The organism is Variovorax sp. dw_954, from assembly GCF_018449755.1.
GTDB lineage: Bacteria > Pseudomonadota > Gammaproteobacteria > Burkholderiales > Burkholderiaceae_C > Variovorax.
The window spans coordinates 265,885-280,512 of sequence record NZ_JAAVVD010000003.1 but is presented as its reverse complement, the minus strand read 5'-3'; the positions used below and the strand labels follow the sequence as shown (position 1 = coordinate 280,512).

Here is a 14,628-nt window from a genome sequence, read left to right as displayed (position 1 = left end):
TCGGATCAGTGTTGTTTGGTGACTTCGTCGCCATGCGGCCGGTTGAGGGCAGCCAGGTCTTCGGACTCCTGGACCATCACCAGATCGGCGTCTTTCATGTGGCCGGTGAACAGCAGCCACAGGTCCAGCAGCAGCACGATGGATGCGCACACCGCGAAAGCCACGCCGGCTGCGTGCAACACGGCCATCGGCAACTGGGTGGAAGGCGCCAGCACGTCCATGTTGATGGCGGTCTGTTCCAGCGCGCCCCTGAACACCAGGTAGCAGACGTACAGCATGCACAGGTGACCCAGCACGAGGCAGATCTTCTTGCCCATGGGCGGAAGACGCGACACCAGGGCGTCGGTGCCGAGGTGGGTGTGCTCGCGCAGCGCGACCACGCAGCCCATGAAGGTGATCCACACGAACAGCCAACGCGAGATTTCCTCGGACTGCGTGATCGACGAATTGAAGACGTAGCGCAGCACGACGTTGCCGAAGACCAGCGCCACCATGACCATGAGCGCCACGGCCATCAGGGCGGTGACCGCCCGACAGAAAGAATCGACCAGCTTGACTACCATGCCTGCTCCTCGATGGGACTCTTTGGCGCGTCGGCTTTCCGCCGACGCCAAAGGGCCTCCAGGTGACTACCGGCTCCAGGACTCAAGGCTGGAACCGTCTCGAAATTTTCCGGAATCAGAACTTGGAGACGCGATCCAGTTCGGTCTTGAACAGGGTCATCACGGCCGGGTCGTACGAAGCGGAGAACTTGTCGTAGACCGGCTTGACTTCGGTGCGCATGCGGGCCACCTCGGCAGGTGCGACGGCGTTGTATGCCATGCCCTTGGCCTGGAGTTCGACCAGCGCTTTTCCAGCGGCTTCGCGGCTCGCCGTGCGCTGGTAGTTCTGTGCTTCCGTAGCGGCTTCCTGCAGCAGCTTGTGCTCCGCCGGCGACAGCTTGTCCCAGAAGCGCCTGCTGATCTGGATCGGATTGGTCGCATACACGTGGTTCGTACCACTGACGTACTTCTGGACCTCGTAGAACTTGCTCGACAGGATCACCGAATACGGGTTTTCCTCCCCGTCCACGGCCTTGCTTTCGAGGGCGTTGTACAGCTCGGCGAAGGGCATCGGGAGCGGGTTGGCCTTGAAGGTCTTGAAGGTCTCCAGGAACACCGGATTCGGGATGACGCGGAGCTTCAGTCCGTCCAGGTCTTCACCTTTCGTGATGGGCCGCTTGCTGTTGGTGACATTGCGAAAACCCAGGTCGAAGAACCCCAGGATGACGATGCCCTTGTCCGCCAGTTTCGCGCTGAGCATCTTGCCCAGCGGGCCGTCGACCATTGCATCGGCCTGCTGGGCATTGCTGAAAAGGAAGGGAAAGTCGAAGAGTCCGAATTCCTTGATGACACCTGTCAGCGAGGTGGTGGACGCTACGAGCATCTCCTGCACGCCGCCCTGCAGCGCGGATTGCTGTTGCAGTTCATTGCCGAGTTGGCTGCTTGCGAATTCCTTGACCGTGATCTTGCCGCCGCTCTTGGCTGCAACGAGCTCGGCGAACTTCTTGACACCCCAACTGGTCGGATGGTCGGTGTTGTTCAGGTGGCCGAATCGAATGGTCCGTTCCTGAACGTCCTGTGCTTGAACAAGCGTTGTGGCGACTAGCAGTGCGAGACTGCCTGCCAGTTTCAAGAGATTCGATGCCATGAAGGTCTCCTTTGGTGGTGGAAATGAACCGGGTGAATGCCCCGGGCGCGTTTTGTGGCGCGAGACAAGAAAGTTCTGACTGACGTGTCGAAGGGCCGTCGGTCGGTAGCGTGGGTTCACGAGCGGATCAGCGCGCGGCCGTGAATGCCGGGGCATCGGCGACGTCGACCGGTGTGGCCGAACATGACAACTGGTAGAAGCCACGTTCTGCTCCCGGGGCAGCGCCCATCTCGAGCAGCGATTCGCTGCTGAGTTCGCGTTCCGACAGTGCGCGCAAGGCGCCTGCTTCGTAGCCGCAAGCAATCAAGACCCAGTCGGCGGTCCGGTCGGCGTTTCCGCGAATCTTCTGTTCCTCGGTGGCGGGAACAGGTGGCGTCTCGTGACGCAGAAGATGAAGTCCGGCCAGGCCGGGCTCGAACGGAATGTGTCTGGCAATGCGGCCAATCGCGGCGCGCAATGCATGGTCTTGGCCGGATGCAGGCGACAGCCGGATCGTGAGGGCGTTTTGTGCGGGGTTGATGCCGCAACTCTCCAGCACGCGGCATTGGCTTCGAACCATATTGCGATGGTGCGGCATCAGTCTCTGGGACCATGGCGTGGGCGCGTTCAGCCGCGCCACGTACGCCGGCGATGCGAGCACCTGATAGTCATCCAGTTCGTACATCACGAAGATTCCTTCCCCGCCGTCGGCGCTCCTCCAGCGCGTGACGCGACGGAATCCCGGAATGCCAAGCCGCTCCGGAAAGTGCTCATGCGTATGCCAATGCTCGAACTCCGACCGGTGCGAGTCCGACATGTCCCACCACATTGCCAGGGCAGCTTTACCGATAAGCGACATGGGCGCGTACCAAACCTTGCATCGGAATGAAGTCTCCGTTGTCACTGCCACGAGGGCGACCGTTGAGCCGTTGCCGTTCCTCGGCCGCGTTGGGCCGCAGAGATGCGACATCGAAATGTTATTGAATCGTCTGATGATATGCAATGTATTTGATGATCGGTGTATTCTCTGATTGCCAGCAGTGCAGTTCGACTCCAACACTGTGTTCAACTTCGATCTCCTCCAGGAGCGACCCGTGTCAACCGACATCTCTCTCGATTCCCCAGACAGCGCCACCATCGGCGAGACCGCCTATCGCCGCATCCGCTCCGACATCGTGCTGGGCCGGTTGACGCCAGGGCGCCGCCTGCCGCTGGAGCGAATGAAAGAGGCTTACGGCGCCAGCGTCGGCACGTTGCGCGAGCTCTTCAGCCGCCTTGCCACGGAAGGTTTGCTCGTGGCCGAAGGCGCGCGCGGCTTCCAGGTCAGCGCGGTCTCGTCAGCCGACCTTCGCGATGTGGCATCGATGCGCCTGCTTCTGGAGAGCCACGGACTCAAGGAGTCATTCCAGCGCGGCGACCTCGAATGGGAAGGCCGCGTGGTTGCGGCGTACCACAAGCTCGCCACGATGGAAAAGAGGATGGCGGCCAACGATCCTGCTCCCCCGGAAACGTGGCGCCAGTACGACTGGGCCTTTCACGTTGCGCTGATCTCCGCATGCGATTCCCCCTTGCTGTTGCAGACCTACGCGTCGATCTGCGACAAGTACTTGCGCTACCAGATGATCGCCGCCATCTTCCGGGGCCAGGAGGCGGCCGACGAGCACCACATCCTGCTCGAGAGCGCACTTGCCCGTGACTGGCAGCGCGCGCAGCAGACGCTGCTCACTCACGTCGAGGATTGCGTCACGCAAATGGCATCGGTGCTGGACGCCGCCTGAAGCGGATTCCCGTGAGGAGCGCATGGCATCGTCTTGCGCCGTGGCATTGGATGGGATGCGGCGCACGAGGTGATCGAAACCGAAGCACGCGCCGGATTCCTGGCCGAAGCAGAATCGTTCCACGATCGCGTGCGCTTCGGCTGGGACCGCGATGGCGTTCCGGTCGAAGTCGCCCTGTAGCTCACGTCGTACGAAGTCCTTTCATCGACCGCCTACGTCAGTCACCTGAACGCGGCATCGGGACTGGAACCCGCCAGGCCGCTCCGTTGCACCAAGGTGCGATACCGTGGCGGGCCATCGTGGCGGATGATGGCCGCGGTCCTTCATCCCCAAAGCCTCAAAGGAGCACCGATGGCTACCGCAGCGAAGCCGAACATCCTGTTCATCATGGCCGACGATATCGGCTGGTTCAACGTCAGCGCCTACAACCTCGGCGTGATGGGTTACCGGACACCGAACATCGACCGCATTGCCCGGCAGGGTGCGATGTTCACCGACTTCTATGGCCAGCAGAGCTGCACGGCGGGGCGGGCGGCTTTCATCACAGGCCAGACGCCCATCCGTACCGGCCTCACCAAGGTGGGCATGCCCGGGGCGACGCTGGGGCTGAGCGCCGAGGACCCTTCGGTCGCCGAGTTCCTCAAGGGCTTCGGCTATGCCACGGGCCAATTCGGGAAGAACCATCTCGGCGACCGCAACGAGCATCTCCCGACCGTCCACGGCTTCGACGAATTCTTCGGCAACCTCTATCACCTCAACGCCGAGGAAGAGCCCGAGTACGAAAACTACCCCAAGGACCCGGCGTTCCGGAAGAGGTTTGGCCCGCGCGGCGTGATGAGGTGCAAGGCGACCGACAAGGATGACGCGACCGTCGACGAGCAATTCGGCAAGGTCGGCAAGCAGGTCATCGAGAACACCGGCCCGCTCACGCGCAAGCGCATGGAAACGGTCGACGAGGAGTTCATCGGCGCGGCCCTGGATTTCATGGACCGCAAGACGAAGGAAGGCGGGCCCTGGTTCTGCTACTTCAATCCGACCCGCATGCACGTGTTCACCCACCTCAAGGAGTCATCGAGGGGAAAGAGCGGGTTTGGCCTGTATCCCGACGGGATGGTCGAGCTCGACGGCTATGTCGGCGAGCTGCTTCAGAAGCTCGATGACCTGGGTGTCGCCGACAACACCGTCGTCGTCTTCACGACGGACAACGGCGCCGAGGTCCTGTCATGGCCGGACGGCGGGGCAACACCGTTCCGCGGCGAAAAGGACACCAACTGGGAAGGCGGCTGGCGCATTCCCTGCGTCATGCGCTGGCCAGGCGTCATCGAGCCTGGCCGTGTCATCAATGACATCTGCTCGCTCCAGGACTTCATTCCCACCTTTGCGGCCGCCAGTGGCGAGCCCGAACTCGTGGAGAAGGTCAAGAAGGGCTACAAGATCGGCGAGAAGACCTTCAAGGTGCACCTGGACGGCTACAACCTGCTGCCGTTCCTGTCGGGCAAGGAAGAAGAATGCCCTCGCCAGGGATTCCTCTACTGGAGTGACGACGGCGACATGATGGCGGTGCGCATGGGACGCTACAAGGTCGTCTTCGCGGAGCAGCGCAGCAAGGGGCTGGATGTGTGGCGCGAGCCGCTTTCGCCGATGCGCATTCCCAAGTTCTTCGACCTGCGTTCCGACCCGTTCGAACGCGGCGAGGAGAGCTTCAAGTACAACGACTGGTTCACGGAAAACATCTTCCTCCAATATGCAGCACCGCCACTGCTTGCAAAGTGGCTGGAGAGCTTCAAGGAGTTCCCGCCTCGCGCAAGGGCGGCGAGCTTCAGCATCGACCAGGTTGTCGAAAAGCTGATGCCAAAGACCTGAACGGCGAGCTTCCACAAGGCCCGCACCTCACATCAGCATCTCACATCACTTCGCCGCCCGACACGGATATCGACTGCCCCGTGACGGACGCCGCCCCGTCGCCACACAGCCAGCGCACCGCATTCGCCACCTCGCCCGGCTGCACGATGCGCTGCTGCGGATTGACGGACGCGAATTCCGCCATGGCTTCATCGGCGCTGCGCCCGGTCTTGGCGACCACGTTGGCCACGCTGTCGCGCAGGATGTCGGTGTCGGTGTAGCCCGGGCACACGGCGTTGACCGTGATGCCCTTGCGCGCGACTTCGAGTGCGAGCGAGCGCGTCAGGCCGACCACGCCATGCTTGGCGGCCGTGTAGGCGGCGACGTAGGCATAGCCGCGCTGGCCCGCCGTGCTCGCGATGTTGACGATGCGGCCCCAGCGGGCCTGCTGCATGTCGGGCAACGCGGCTTGTGCGCAGAGGAAGGTGCCGGTGAGGTTGACGGCCAGCATGCGCTGCCAGAGTTCAAGCGAGGTCTTGAGGAAAGGCGCGCTCTCTGCCTGGCCGGCGTTGTTGACGAGCACGGCCACCGGGCCGAGCGCGGCGCGTGCCTCGGCGAAGGCGGCGGCCACCGAGGCCGGGTCGGCCACGTCGGCCACCGCGATGAAGTGGCCGCTGCCGGGGAGTTGATCGGCCAGGCGTTGCAGAGTCTCGCGCTGGCGGCCGAGCAAGGTGAGCCTGGCGCCGTCGGCCGCGAGCGTGCGGGCGATCTCGGCGCCGATGCCGCGCGCCGCGCCCGTGACGACGGCGTGGCGGTTGTGAAGGGATTGCATGGAGGTCATCTGTTCCTGGGAGTGGGCGCGCGATCCCAGGTTGTCGCGGTCACGCCGCGTTCGCGCAGCTTGAATTTCTGGACCTTGCCGTTCTCGGTGCGCGGCAGGTCTTCGACGATGTCGATGTAGCGAGGGATGGCGAAGTACGGCAGGCGGCCTTCGCAGAAGCTGGCGAGTTCGGCCACGTCGAGGCGGCTGCCGGGCTGCACGATCAGCGAGGCCATGACTTCGTCCTCGGCCAGTTCCGAGCGCACCGGGTACACCGCGACGGTCGCGACCGCCGGATGGCTCAGCAGCACCTGCTCCACTTCGTACGAGGAGATGTTCTCGCCGCGCCGGCGAATCGCGTCCTTCATGCGGTCGATGAAGCGGAAGGCCCCATCGGGCTCGCGCACCACGCGGTCGCCGGTGTGGAACCAGAGGTTGCGCCACGCCTCCACGGTCTTGTCGGGCATGTCGAAGTAGCCGGTGGCGAAGGCGAAGGGTTCGTCGGCGCGCAGCAGCAATTCACCGGCCCGGCCATCCGGCAATGCCGCATCGGCCGCGTCGGCAACGCGGGCATCGAAGCCGGGCTGCAGCCAGCCCATGACGCCGGTGCGAGGCGCGTCGGGACGGGTGGCGATGACGAAATTGGTCTCGGTGGAGCCGTAGCCTTCGAGCAGTTGCACGCCGGTGCGTCGGCGAAAGTCCGCACCGGCCTGCGCGGGAACGCCGGGGCCGAGTCCGATGCGCACACGGTGCGACCGCTCGCCCTCGCCTTCGGGCTGCGCCAGCAGGATGGGCACCATCGCGCCGAGCAGGTACACCACCGTGGCGCCGCAGGCCTGCATCGCCGGCCAGAACCCGGAGGCCGAGAACCGCGGCGCGAAGACCACCTCCGCGCCGGTGAGTGCGGCTTGCGCGAAGGTGTTGAGGGCGTTGATGTGGAAGAGCGGGAGCGTGGTGCACAACACGTCGTCGGCGCCCACGCCGAGGATGCGCGCGGTATTCGCGCCCCACCAATGGAACTGCGCATGCGGGCAGGTCACGCCCTTGGCCGGGCCGGTGGTGCCGGAGGTGTAGAGGATGGCGAGCGCGTCGCCGGGCTGCACGTCGGCTGCCTCGACGGCGTCGCCGTCATCGGGCATGCGGACAACGGGGACACCGCCGATGCCTTGTGCAGCATCCGCGGGCTCGCCCACGGTCCAGATCGAGGCAAGCCCGGTTTGCGACAGGTCGGCCGTCTGCAATCTTTCGGCCAGTACATCCTCGATGACCAGCAGGCGTGCACCGCTGTTGGCCAGGAAGTACTGGAGCTGCGGGCCCATCGACGCGGTATTGATCGGCACCGAGACGGCGCCGATCCATCCGCACGCCAGGAACACTTCGAGGCATTCCACGCGGTTGCCGCACATGAGCGCCACGCGGTCGCCGCGCTGCACGCCGGCGCGTTGAAGTGCACCTGCGCGGCGGGCCACGATGCCGGCGGCCTCGGCATGCGTCCAGCGCGTGCCGGCGATCGAGAGCAGGGGCTTGTCGCCGAAGCGCGCTGCGAGGCCTTGCAGCATGGCCGGCAGTGTGCGAGCGGGCGGGTGCAAGGCTTCGGTTGCCTTCATGCGCGGCCTCGCGCGATCGCCTGTCGATCAGTCATCGTCATGCGTGCCACCGCCCAGATAGGTGGCCTGCACGCGCGGGTCGCCGGCGAGCGCCTGGGACGCGCCGTGCAGCGCGATCTCGCCCGTTTCCAGCACATAGCCTTCGTCGGAACTCTCCAGCGCGGCGCGCGCGTTCTGCTCCACCAGCAGGATCGACACGCCATCGTCGCGCAGCTTGCGCACGATGGTGAGGATGTCGCGCACCACCAGCGGCGCGAGGCCGAGGCTGGGCTCGTCGAGCATCAGGAGGCGCGGCGCCGACATCAGCGCGCGGCCGACCGCGAGCATCTGCCGCTCGCCGCCGGAGAGCGTATTGGCGCGCTGTGATTTGCGTTCGGCCAGGCGCGGAAAGCGGTCGTACACCGACTGCAGCCGCTTCTTCAGCGCGTCGCTGCGCAGGCGCTGGGTGTAGGCGCCGAGTTGCAGGTTGTCGAGTACGGTGAGTTCACCGAACAGCTCCCGTTTTTCCGGCACGAGGCAGAGGCCGCGTTCCACCCGCGACTCCACGTCCAGGCCGTGCATGTCCTCGCCTTCGAACTTGAGGATGCCCTTGGAAGGCAGCAGGCCCATCGCCGCGGCGAGCAAGGTCGTCTTGCCCGCGCCGTTGGGGCCGATGACCGAGATGATCTGGCCCTTCTCGAGCGACAGCGACACGCCGCGCACCGCGTCGACCTGCCCATAGGACACATGCAGGTCGCCGATCTCCAGCATGGCTGTCATTGCAGTGCCTCCCGTTCCGCGATGGACGCTTCGCTCATGCCACGCTCCCCAGATAAGCCGCCTGCACACGCTCATCCGCGCGCACCGCCGAGGGCACGCCCTCGACCAGCTTGGAGCCGAAGTTCATCACGACCAGACGGTCCACCAGTTTCATCACGAAGTCCATGTCATGTTCGACGATCAGGATCGTCACGCCTTCCTCGCGCAGCTTGCGCAGCAGGTCGCCGAGGGCCATCTTTTCCTTGCGGCGCAGGCCGGCGGCAGGTTCGTCGAGCACCAGCAGCACCGGGTCCGCCGCGAGTGCGCGCGCGATCTCCAGGATGCGTTGCGTGCCCAGCGGCAGGCTGCCCGCGAGTTCATGCGCGCGGTCGCCCAGGCCGATGCGGTCCAGTTGCCGCTTGGCTTCCTGCAGGATCTGGCGTTCCTCCGCGCGGTCGAGCCGCAAGCCCGCCTTGAGCACGCCAGCCTGGGTGCGCGAATGGGCGCCGAGCGCGACGTTGTCGAGCAGGCTCATCTGCGGACGCAGCTTCACATGCTGGAAGGTGCGCGCCAGGCCCAGCCGCGCCACCTCACGCTGCGGCATGCCCGCGATGTCGCGCTCGAGGAAACGCACCTGTCCGGCTGTCATCGGCAGCGTGCAGGTCAACAGGTTGAACATCGTCGACTTGCCAGCGCCGTTCGGGCCGATCAGCCCGATGATCTCGCCCGCGTTCACGTCGAAGCTCACTTCGTTCACCGCTACCAGGCCACCGAAGCGCTTGACCGCGCCGTTGACCGACAGGATGCGCGTGCCGCGCGCCGGTAGCTGGCGATGCGGCAGCGGCTCGACCGGCGCTGCGAGCTTCTCGTCCGGGCGCGGCGCGGCGAAGCGGCCCTGCGTCAGCTTGCGCACGAAGCCCATCAACCCGCCGCGCGCAAAGTGCACCAGCAGGATGAACAGCGCCGCGAAGGTTATGGATTCGAGCTGGCCGGCGCGCTGCGTCAGCATCGGCAGCACATCCTGAAGCGCGTTCTTCAGCACCAGCACCAGGCCCGATCCCACCACCGCACCCGCCAGTTGCCCGAGCCCGCCAGACACCGCCATCAGCAGGTACTCGATGCTGGCCCGGACGTCGAAAGGCGCAGGGCTGACGAAGCGGTTCATGTGCGCGTACAACCAGCCGGCCAGTGCCGCGAACAGGGCCGCCAGTACGAACAGCGACAGGCGCACGCGATAGGCATCCGCGCCTACGCTGGCCAGCAGCGTCGCGCCGCCACGCAGGCTGCGGATCGCGCGGCCGGGCCGCGATGCCAGCAGGTTGTAGCTGAACAGGATCGCCAAGCCAACGATGAACCAGATCAGGTAGTAAATGGCGCGCGGCTCGACCAACGACCAGCCCGCCACGCTCAACGGCGGAATGTTCGACAAACCGGTATGGCGGCCCAGCGCATCGACGTTGCCGAACAGCATCGCGATCGACAGGCCCCAGGCGATGGTCGACAGTGGCAGGAAGTGCCCGCCCAGCCGCAGCGTGAGCATGCCGATCGCCAGCGCAGACAAGCCTGTCAGCAACAGCGCGAACAACAGCCCGATCCACGGCGACATGCCTTGCGCCGTCGTCAGCCAGGCCGTCGCATAGGCTGCGATGCCGACGAAGGCGGCCTGCCCGAAGGAGGTCGCGCCGCCCACCCCGGTCAGCAGCACCAGCCCCAGGGCCACGAGTGCGCCGATGCCGATGTCGTTCATCAACGACACGGTGAAGTTGCCGAGGAGCAGGGGCGCCACCGCGATGGCAAGAATCACAACGCCGATCAACAAGCGGAAGTTGGTCTTGTGATTCATTGATCCAACTCCTCTTCATCCTCTTCCACATGCGACGTGAGGAACGAACGCAGCATCAGCACCGGAATGAGCAGGCTGAACACGATCACATCCTTCAGCGCCCCGCTCCAGAACGAAGCGAAGCTCTCCACCAGACCGACGGCCAGGGCGCCGACAGCAGTCATCGGATAGCTCACGAGCCCGCCGATGATCGCGGCCACGAAAGCCTTCAGGCCGATGATGAAGCCGGAGTCGTAGTACATCGTCGTCACTGGCGCGATCAGGATGCCGATGAGACCCGCCAGCAGCGAGGCGCAGCCGTAGGCCAGCATGGCGGTGCGCGCCGGCCGGATGCCCACGAGCCGCGCGCCCACGCGATTGACGGCGGTGGCGCGCAGCGCCTTGCCGGCCACCGTGCGCTCGAACACCAGGAAGAACAAGCCGCTGAGCACGAGGGCCGAGGTCACCATCAGGATCACCTGCCCGCTCACCGTGAAGCCATCGCCCAGCGTGAGCATGCCGGATGCCAGCGGTTGCGTGCGCGAACCTTCGGGCCCGAAGAACAGCAGGCCCAGCCCCGACAGCAGGAAGTGCAGCGCCAACGAGACGATGAGCAGCACCAGCACCGAAGCATCCGCGATCGGCTGGAACACCACCCGCGCCAGCAGCGGCGCGATGGGCACCACCAGCAGCACCGAGGCCGCGATCTGCAGCGCCGCCGGCATGCCTGCGCGCGCGGCCAGCCAGGCCAGCAGGCAGGGCACCGCGGGGAGCAATCCCCATGCCGCCACTGCCTTGGGGATTCGCGCGTATTCGCCGCGCCGCACCAGGCTGCCGACCTCGGTCAGCGTGGCCAGCACGGCAAGCGTCAGCACCAGCCCAATGGTCGGCGGCGTGCGGCCGGTCTCGAAGGCCGCCAGCGTCAACGCCGCGAACGCGGCCACGTCGCCGAAGGGCACGAACACCACACGCGTCACCGAGAAGATCAGCACCAGTCCGAGGCCGGCCAGCAGGTAGACGGCACCGTTGGCCAAACCGTCGATGCCCAGGATGAGAGCCACGTCCCAAGTCATTGAAGCGCCTTCCCGATCTGTGTTTCAGCAGCGTTCATCAGGGCGCCAGCTTCCACTTGCCGTCTTCAAGTTTGACGATCACGCGTGCGCGTTCGTCCACACCTGAGATATCGCCCGGCTTGAAGGTGTAGACGCCGTGCGTCCCCACCACTTCCTTGGTGCTGAAGATCGCATCGCGCAGCGCCACGCGGAACTCCGGCGTGCCCGGCTCGCCCTTGGCGCGCGCGGCAGCATCGGCGAACACCAGCCAGCCATCAAAGGAATAGGCCGAGAACGCATCGGTCGTCGGCGCGTTGTTGACCTTCTGGAAGACGGCGCGGAAGTCCAGTCCGATCTTCTTCGTCGGATGGTTGTCCGGCAGTTGCTCGGCGACGATGATCGGCCCGGTGGGCATCAGCGCGCCCTGCCCCGCTGCGCCGACGACACGCACGAAGTCCGGGTTGATCAGGCCATGCTGCCCGTACACGCCGCCCTTGTAGCCGCGCTCCTGCAACGCGAGGAAGGGCAGCGCGCCGGGCGTGCCCGCGCCGCCGGTCATCACTGCATCGGGCTTGAGCGCGACGATCTTCAGCACCTGGCCGGTGACCGATGCGTCGGCGCGTGCATAACGCTCGTTGCTCACCACCGTGATGCCGGCCTTGGGCGCGGCCTTCATCAGCGCGGTGTAGACCAGGTCGCCCCAGGCATCGGTGAAGCCGATGTAGCCGACCGTCTTCACGTTGTTGCGCTTCATGCGCTCGACCACCGCGTCGATCATGAGCTGCGTTGGCTGCGCGACCGTCACGACCCAGGGGTTGTCGGCCGCGTCGAGCAGGATGGGCGTGAGCCCGATCATCGGCGTCTTCGTTTCCTTGGCCACCTGCGCCATCGCGATGGCGGCCGGCACGCCCGAAGTGCCCATGATCACGTCGCACTTCTCTTCCTCGATCAGCTTGCGCGCATTGCGGCCGGCCGTGGTCGGGTCGGAGCCGTCGTCGAGCACGATGAGCTGCACCTTGTGCCCGTTGATCTCGCTCTTGTAGGCCTGCGCGGCCGCCATGCCCTTCGAGTAAGGCACGCCGAGCGACGAATTGGGGCCGGACAGCGAAACGCTGAGCCCGACCTTCAGATCGGCCGCCAGCGCGCTCGCGGCGAACACGGTCATCACGGCCGCCGCCACCGCGCTGCGGGTCAGGGTCTGCATCAAGCGATTCATTGAAAAACTCCTCGTGGGGTTGGGGTTCGGAAAATCAGGATTCAGATGAACAGTTGCACGGCCGGCAAGGCGCGCTCGGCACCGAGCAGGTCCACGCGCTTCTGCCGGATGCGCAAACCGTTGGCGGTGCGAACCAGCATGTGCTGGTAGCTGCCGGCGAGCATCAGTTGCTGCTCGCCGCGCGCCTCGAGGTAGAGGAAGGGTGTGCGCAGCATGGCCGTGCCCGCGTCCACATCGATGCGCTCGATGGTGGCCGCCTGCAGCACATGCTGGCAATGGCTGGGCGGATGCTGCGAATGCGCGCGCGGATCTTTCAGTCGCTCGATGCGCAACTGGAGCAGCAGCTTGTCTTCATAGGCAAGCGAGTTGTGCGAGTGCGGGTCCTGCTGCATGCGGCCGAGCAGCGGCACCCAGTAGCGGCCGTCGTCGGCGAACAGGTCGAGCCATTCGTCGAAGCGCCGTTCGTCGAGCAATGCGGCCTCTTGCGCGACGAAGCCACGCAGCGATGTCTCATCGAAGGTCTGGGGGGCCGCAACGGTGTTCAAGCTGCCGCCTCCATGCCCAGCGTCATGAAGTGCGCCCAGGCACGGAACTGGTTGCGCATCAGCAGTTCGTTGGTGCCGTTGGTGTCCTGCGTGGCCACATCGAATTCGCCGGCCTTGAAGTCGCGATGCAGGCTCACCCATTCGTTGCCTTCGGCGCGCAGCCCTTGCTGCATGCTCTCGAACAGATGCACGTCGTCATGCGCGACCATCGACATCGGCGAGAACACGAGCCGGTTGTAGCTCATGGCGCGCTCGAACAGCACATCCGGCGCACCGGCCGCACGAAACGCGTAGGCCTCCACCAGCGTGCGGTTCGCGGCCAGCGGCCGGATCACGCGGATGGCTTGCGGCGAGCCCTTCACCGACAGGCTCGGAAACAGCACCGAGTTCTGCGGCGAGCGCTGCAGGATCTCGGTTGCGCGCTCCGCGCCGTGGGCCGCGCGCATCGCCGCTTCATAGTCGGGCAGTTGCGCATAGTTGGAATGGATGCTGAAGTTGATCCCCAGCACGCTGTGCCCATGCGCGAACACCCGTCCGCCCATCTTGTCGAAGAAATCGTAGCCCGAGCCGAACGGCAGGATCTGCTCCATCGCCATCGGCTTGGGCTCATCGGCCGCGCGGTCTTTCCACACCGTGTTGGCCGCCCGCGTGGCCGACTCGTGCGTCGACATCGGATGCACCGTGTCGTTGATGTTCTCGAGGTACATCTTCCAGTTGCAATGGATGATGTTGCGCATCGCACCGCCGGCCAGCGTGAGCTTGCCTTCTGGCGAGCGATCGACCATGTTGTCGATGGCGCGCAGCACCTCGCCGAAGTAGTCCTCGAAGCCCGGCCCGTCATCCCCGAGCCGCACGAACACGAACTCGCGATACACGGCCACATGCGTCACCGCGGTCAGCCCCTGCCCCGACTCGCATTCCTTCAGCCGCGTGCCTTCGTACCCGCTCTTGATCGGGATCGCGAGCGGCGACCCGTCGAGCTTGTAGGTCCATGCGTGGTACGGACAGCGAAAGAACTTGCCGGTGTTGCCACAGGTGTCGCTGACCAGTTGCGTGCCCTTGTGCGCGCAGCGGTTGTAGAAAACGCGGATGCCGCCATCGGCCTGGCGCACCATCAAGAGCGGCTTGCCGGCAATGTCCTGCGCCAGAAAGTCGCCCGCGTTCGGCACTTGGCTCGCATGCCCGAGATAGTTCCAGGTGTTGGCGAAGAAGTGCTCCTGCTCCAGCGCGAACAGTTCATCGCTCAGATACAGGTCGCGATGGACGCGGTCCTCCTGTACGAGTGCGCGGATCGCGTCGGGATGGTCGCGGTAGTTCATGCGGCGGCGACACCGGTGACGGTGACGATCGATCGCGCGACGGACCCGGGAGCGACAGCAGCGAGCGCGCCCATTGAACACCCTGAGCCCGGCATGCGGTGCGCGACGGGTGCCGCCTCTGTGCCGCCGAGCAGCGCAGGGGAGCCGCGAAGCGGCCGGCACAGTGAAGGCACCCGGCGCGCACCGCATGACGGGCGCCCGTTCCAACGACACCGAACCAA

14 protein-coding genes are annotated in these 14,628 nt (G+C 65.4%); 3 read left to right on the top strand and 11 right to left on the bottom strand.

Annotated features, from left to right (window positions below; translation table 11 throughout):
- Window positions 1–5: 5 nt before the first annotated feature.
- From HB681_RS07420 to HB681_RS07410, 3 genes are all read right to left on the bottom strand, one after another.
- Window positions 6–563: a TRAP transporter small permease gene (locus HB681_RS07420; RefSeq protein WP_213954151.1), complete on the bottom strand. Its 558-nt coding sequence runs from the start codon at window positions 561–563 to the stop codon at window positions 6–8.
- Between the two features lie 115 nt (window positions 564–678).
- Window positions 679–1,689, bottom strand: coding sequence for a TRAP transporter substrate-binding protein (locus HB681_RS07415; protein ID WP_213954150.1), 1,011 nt, complete (start codon window positions 1,687–1,689; stop codon window positions 679–681).
- A gap of 127 nt (window positions 1,690–1,816) precedes the next feature.
- Window positions 1,817–2,527 (bottom strand): hypothetical protein, encoded by a 711-nt coding sequence (locus HB681_RS07410; RefSeq protein ID WP_213954149.1) that lies wholly within the window; start codon window positions 2,525–2,527, stop codon window positions 1,817–1,819.
- A gap of 235 nt (window positions 2,528–2,762) precedes the next feature.
- Between HB681_RS07410 and HB681_RS07405 the strand changes: the two genes are divergently transcribed.
- The 3 genes from HB681_RS07405 to HB681_RS07395 all read left to right on the top strand — a co-directional run bounded on the left by HB681_RS07405 (window position 2,763) and on the right by HB681_RS07395 (window position 5,309).
- The gene (locus tag HB681_RS07405; protein WP_213954148.1) at window positions 2,763–3,446 is read left to right on the top strand and encodes a GntR family transcriptional regulator; all 684 of its coding nucleotides are present in this window, start codon (window positions 2,763–2,765) and stop codon (window positions 3,444–3,446) included.
- A gap of 33 nt (window positions 3,447–3,479) precedes the next feature.
- The gene (locus tag HB681_RS07400; RefSeq protein WP_213954147.1) at window positions 3,480–3,626 is read left to right on the top strand and encodes a hypothetical protein; all 147 of its coding nucleotides are present in this window, start codon (window positions 3,480–3,482) and stop codon (window positions 3,624–3,626) included.
- A gap of 171 nt (window positions 3,627–3,797) precedes the next feature.
- Window positions 3,798–5,309: an arylsulfatase gene (locus HB681_RS07395; protein WP_213954146.1), complete on the top strand. Its 1,512-nt coding sequence runs from the start codon at window positions 3,798–3,800 to the stop codon at window positions 5,307–5,309.
- Between the two features lie 40 nt (window positions 5,310–5,349).
- Here HB681_RS07395 and HB681_RS07390 read toward each other — a convergent pair whose 3' ends face one another.
- The 8 genes from HB681_RS07390 to HB681_RS07355 are packed head-to-tail and all read right to left on the bottom strand — an operon-like array spanning window position 5,350 to window position 14,407.
- Window positions 5,350–6,120 (bottom strand): SDR family NAD(P)-dependent oxidoreductase, encoded by a 771-nt coding sequence (locus HB681_RS07390; protein ID WP_213954145.1) that lies wholly within the window; start codon window positions 6,118–6,120, stop codon window positions 5,350–5,352.
- A 5-nt stretch (window positions 6,121–6,125) separates the two neighbouring features.
- Window positions 6,126–7,715, bottom strand: a complete 1,590-nt coding sequence (locus HB681_RS07385) for an ATP-dependent acyl-CoA ligase (RefSeq protein WP_213954144.1) — start codon at window positions 7,713–7,715, stop codon at window positions 6,126–6,128.
- A 27-nt stretch (window positions 7,716–7,742) separates the two neighbouring features.
- Window positions 7,743–8,474 (bottom strand): ABC transporter ATP-binding protein, encoded by a 732-nt coding sequence (locus HB681_RS07380; RefSeq protein ID WP_213954143.1) that lies wholly within the window; start codon window positions 8,472–8,474, stop codon window positions 7,743–7,745.
- Window positions 8,475–8,508: 34 nt separating this feature from the next.
- Window positions 8,509–10,296, bottom strand: a complete 1,788-nt coding sequence (locus HB681_RS07375; RefSeq protein ID WP_213954142.1) for a branched-chain amino acid ABC transporter ATP-binding protein/permease — start codon at window positions 10,294–10,296, stop codon at window positions 8,509–8,511.
- A complete protein-coding gene (locus tag HB681_RS07370) occupies window positions 10,293–11,348 on the bottom strand; it encodes a branched-chain amino acid ABC transporter permease (protein ID WP_213954141.1) in 1,056 nt (351 codons plus the stop codon). The genes HB681_RS07375 and HB681_RS07370 overlap by 4 nt, the downstream gene beginning before the upstream one ends.
- Before the next feature lie 37 nt (window positions 11,349–11,385).
- The gene (locus tag HB681_RS07365; protein ID WP_213954140.1) at window positions 11,386–12,543 is read right to left on the bottom strand and encodes an ABC transporter substrate-binding protein; all 1,158 of its coding nucleotides are present in this window, start codon (window positions 12,541–12,543) and stop codon (window positions 11,386–11,388) included.
- A gap of 41 nt (window positions 12,544–12,584) precedes the next feature.
- Window positions 12,585–13,088 carry an aromatic-ring-hydroxylating dioxygenase subunit beta gene (locus HB681_RS07360; RefSeq protein ID WP_256734847.1) on the bottom strand — a complete coding sequence of 168 codons (504 nt, stop codon included), beginning with the start codon at window positions 13,086–13,088 and terminating at the stop codon, window positions 12,585–12,587.
- Window positions 13,085–14,407, bottom strand: coding sequence for an aromatic ring-hydroxylating dioxygenase subunit alpha (locus tag HB681_RS07355; protein ID WP_213954139.1), 1,323 nt, complete (start codon window positions 14,405–14,407; stop codon window positions 13,085–13,087). The genes HB681_RS07360 and HB681_RS07355 overlap by 4 nt, the downstream gene beginning before the upstream one ends.
- Window positions 14,408–14,628 lie beyond the last annotated feature (221 nt).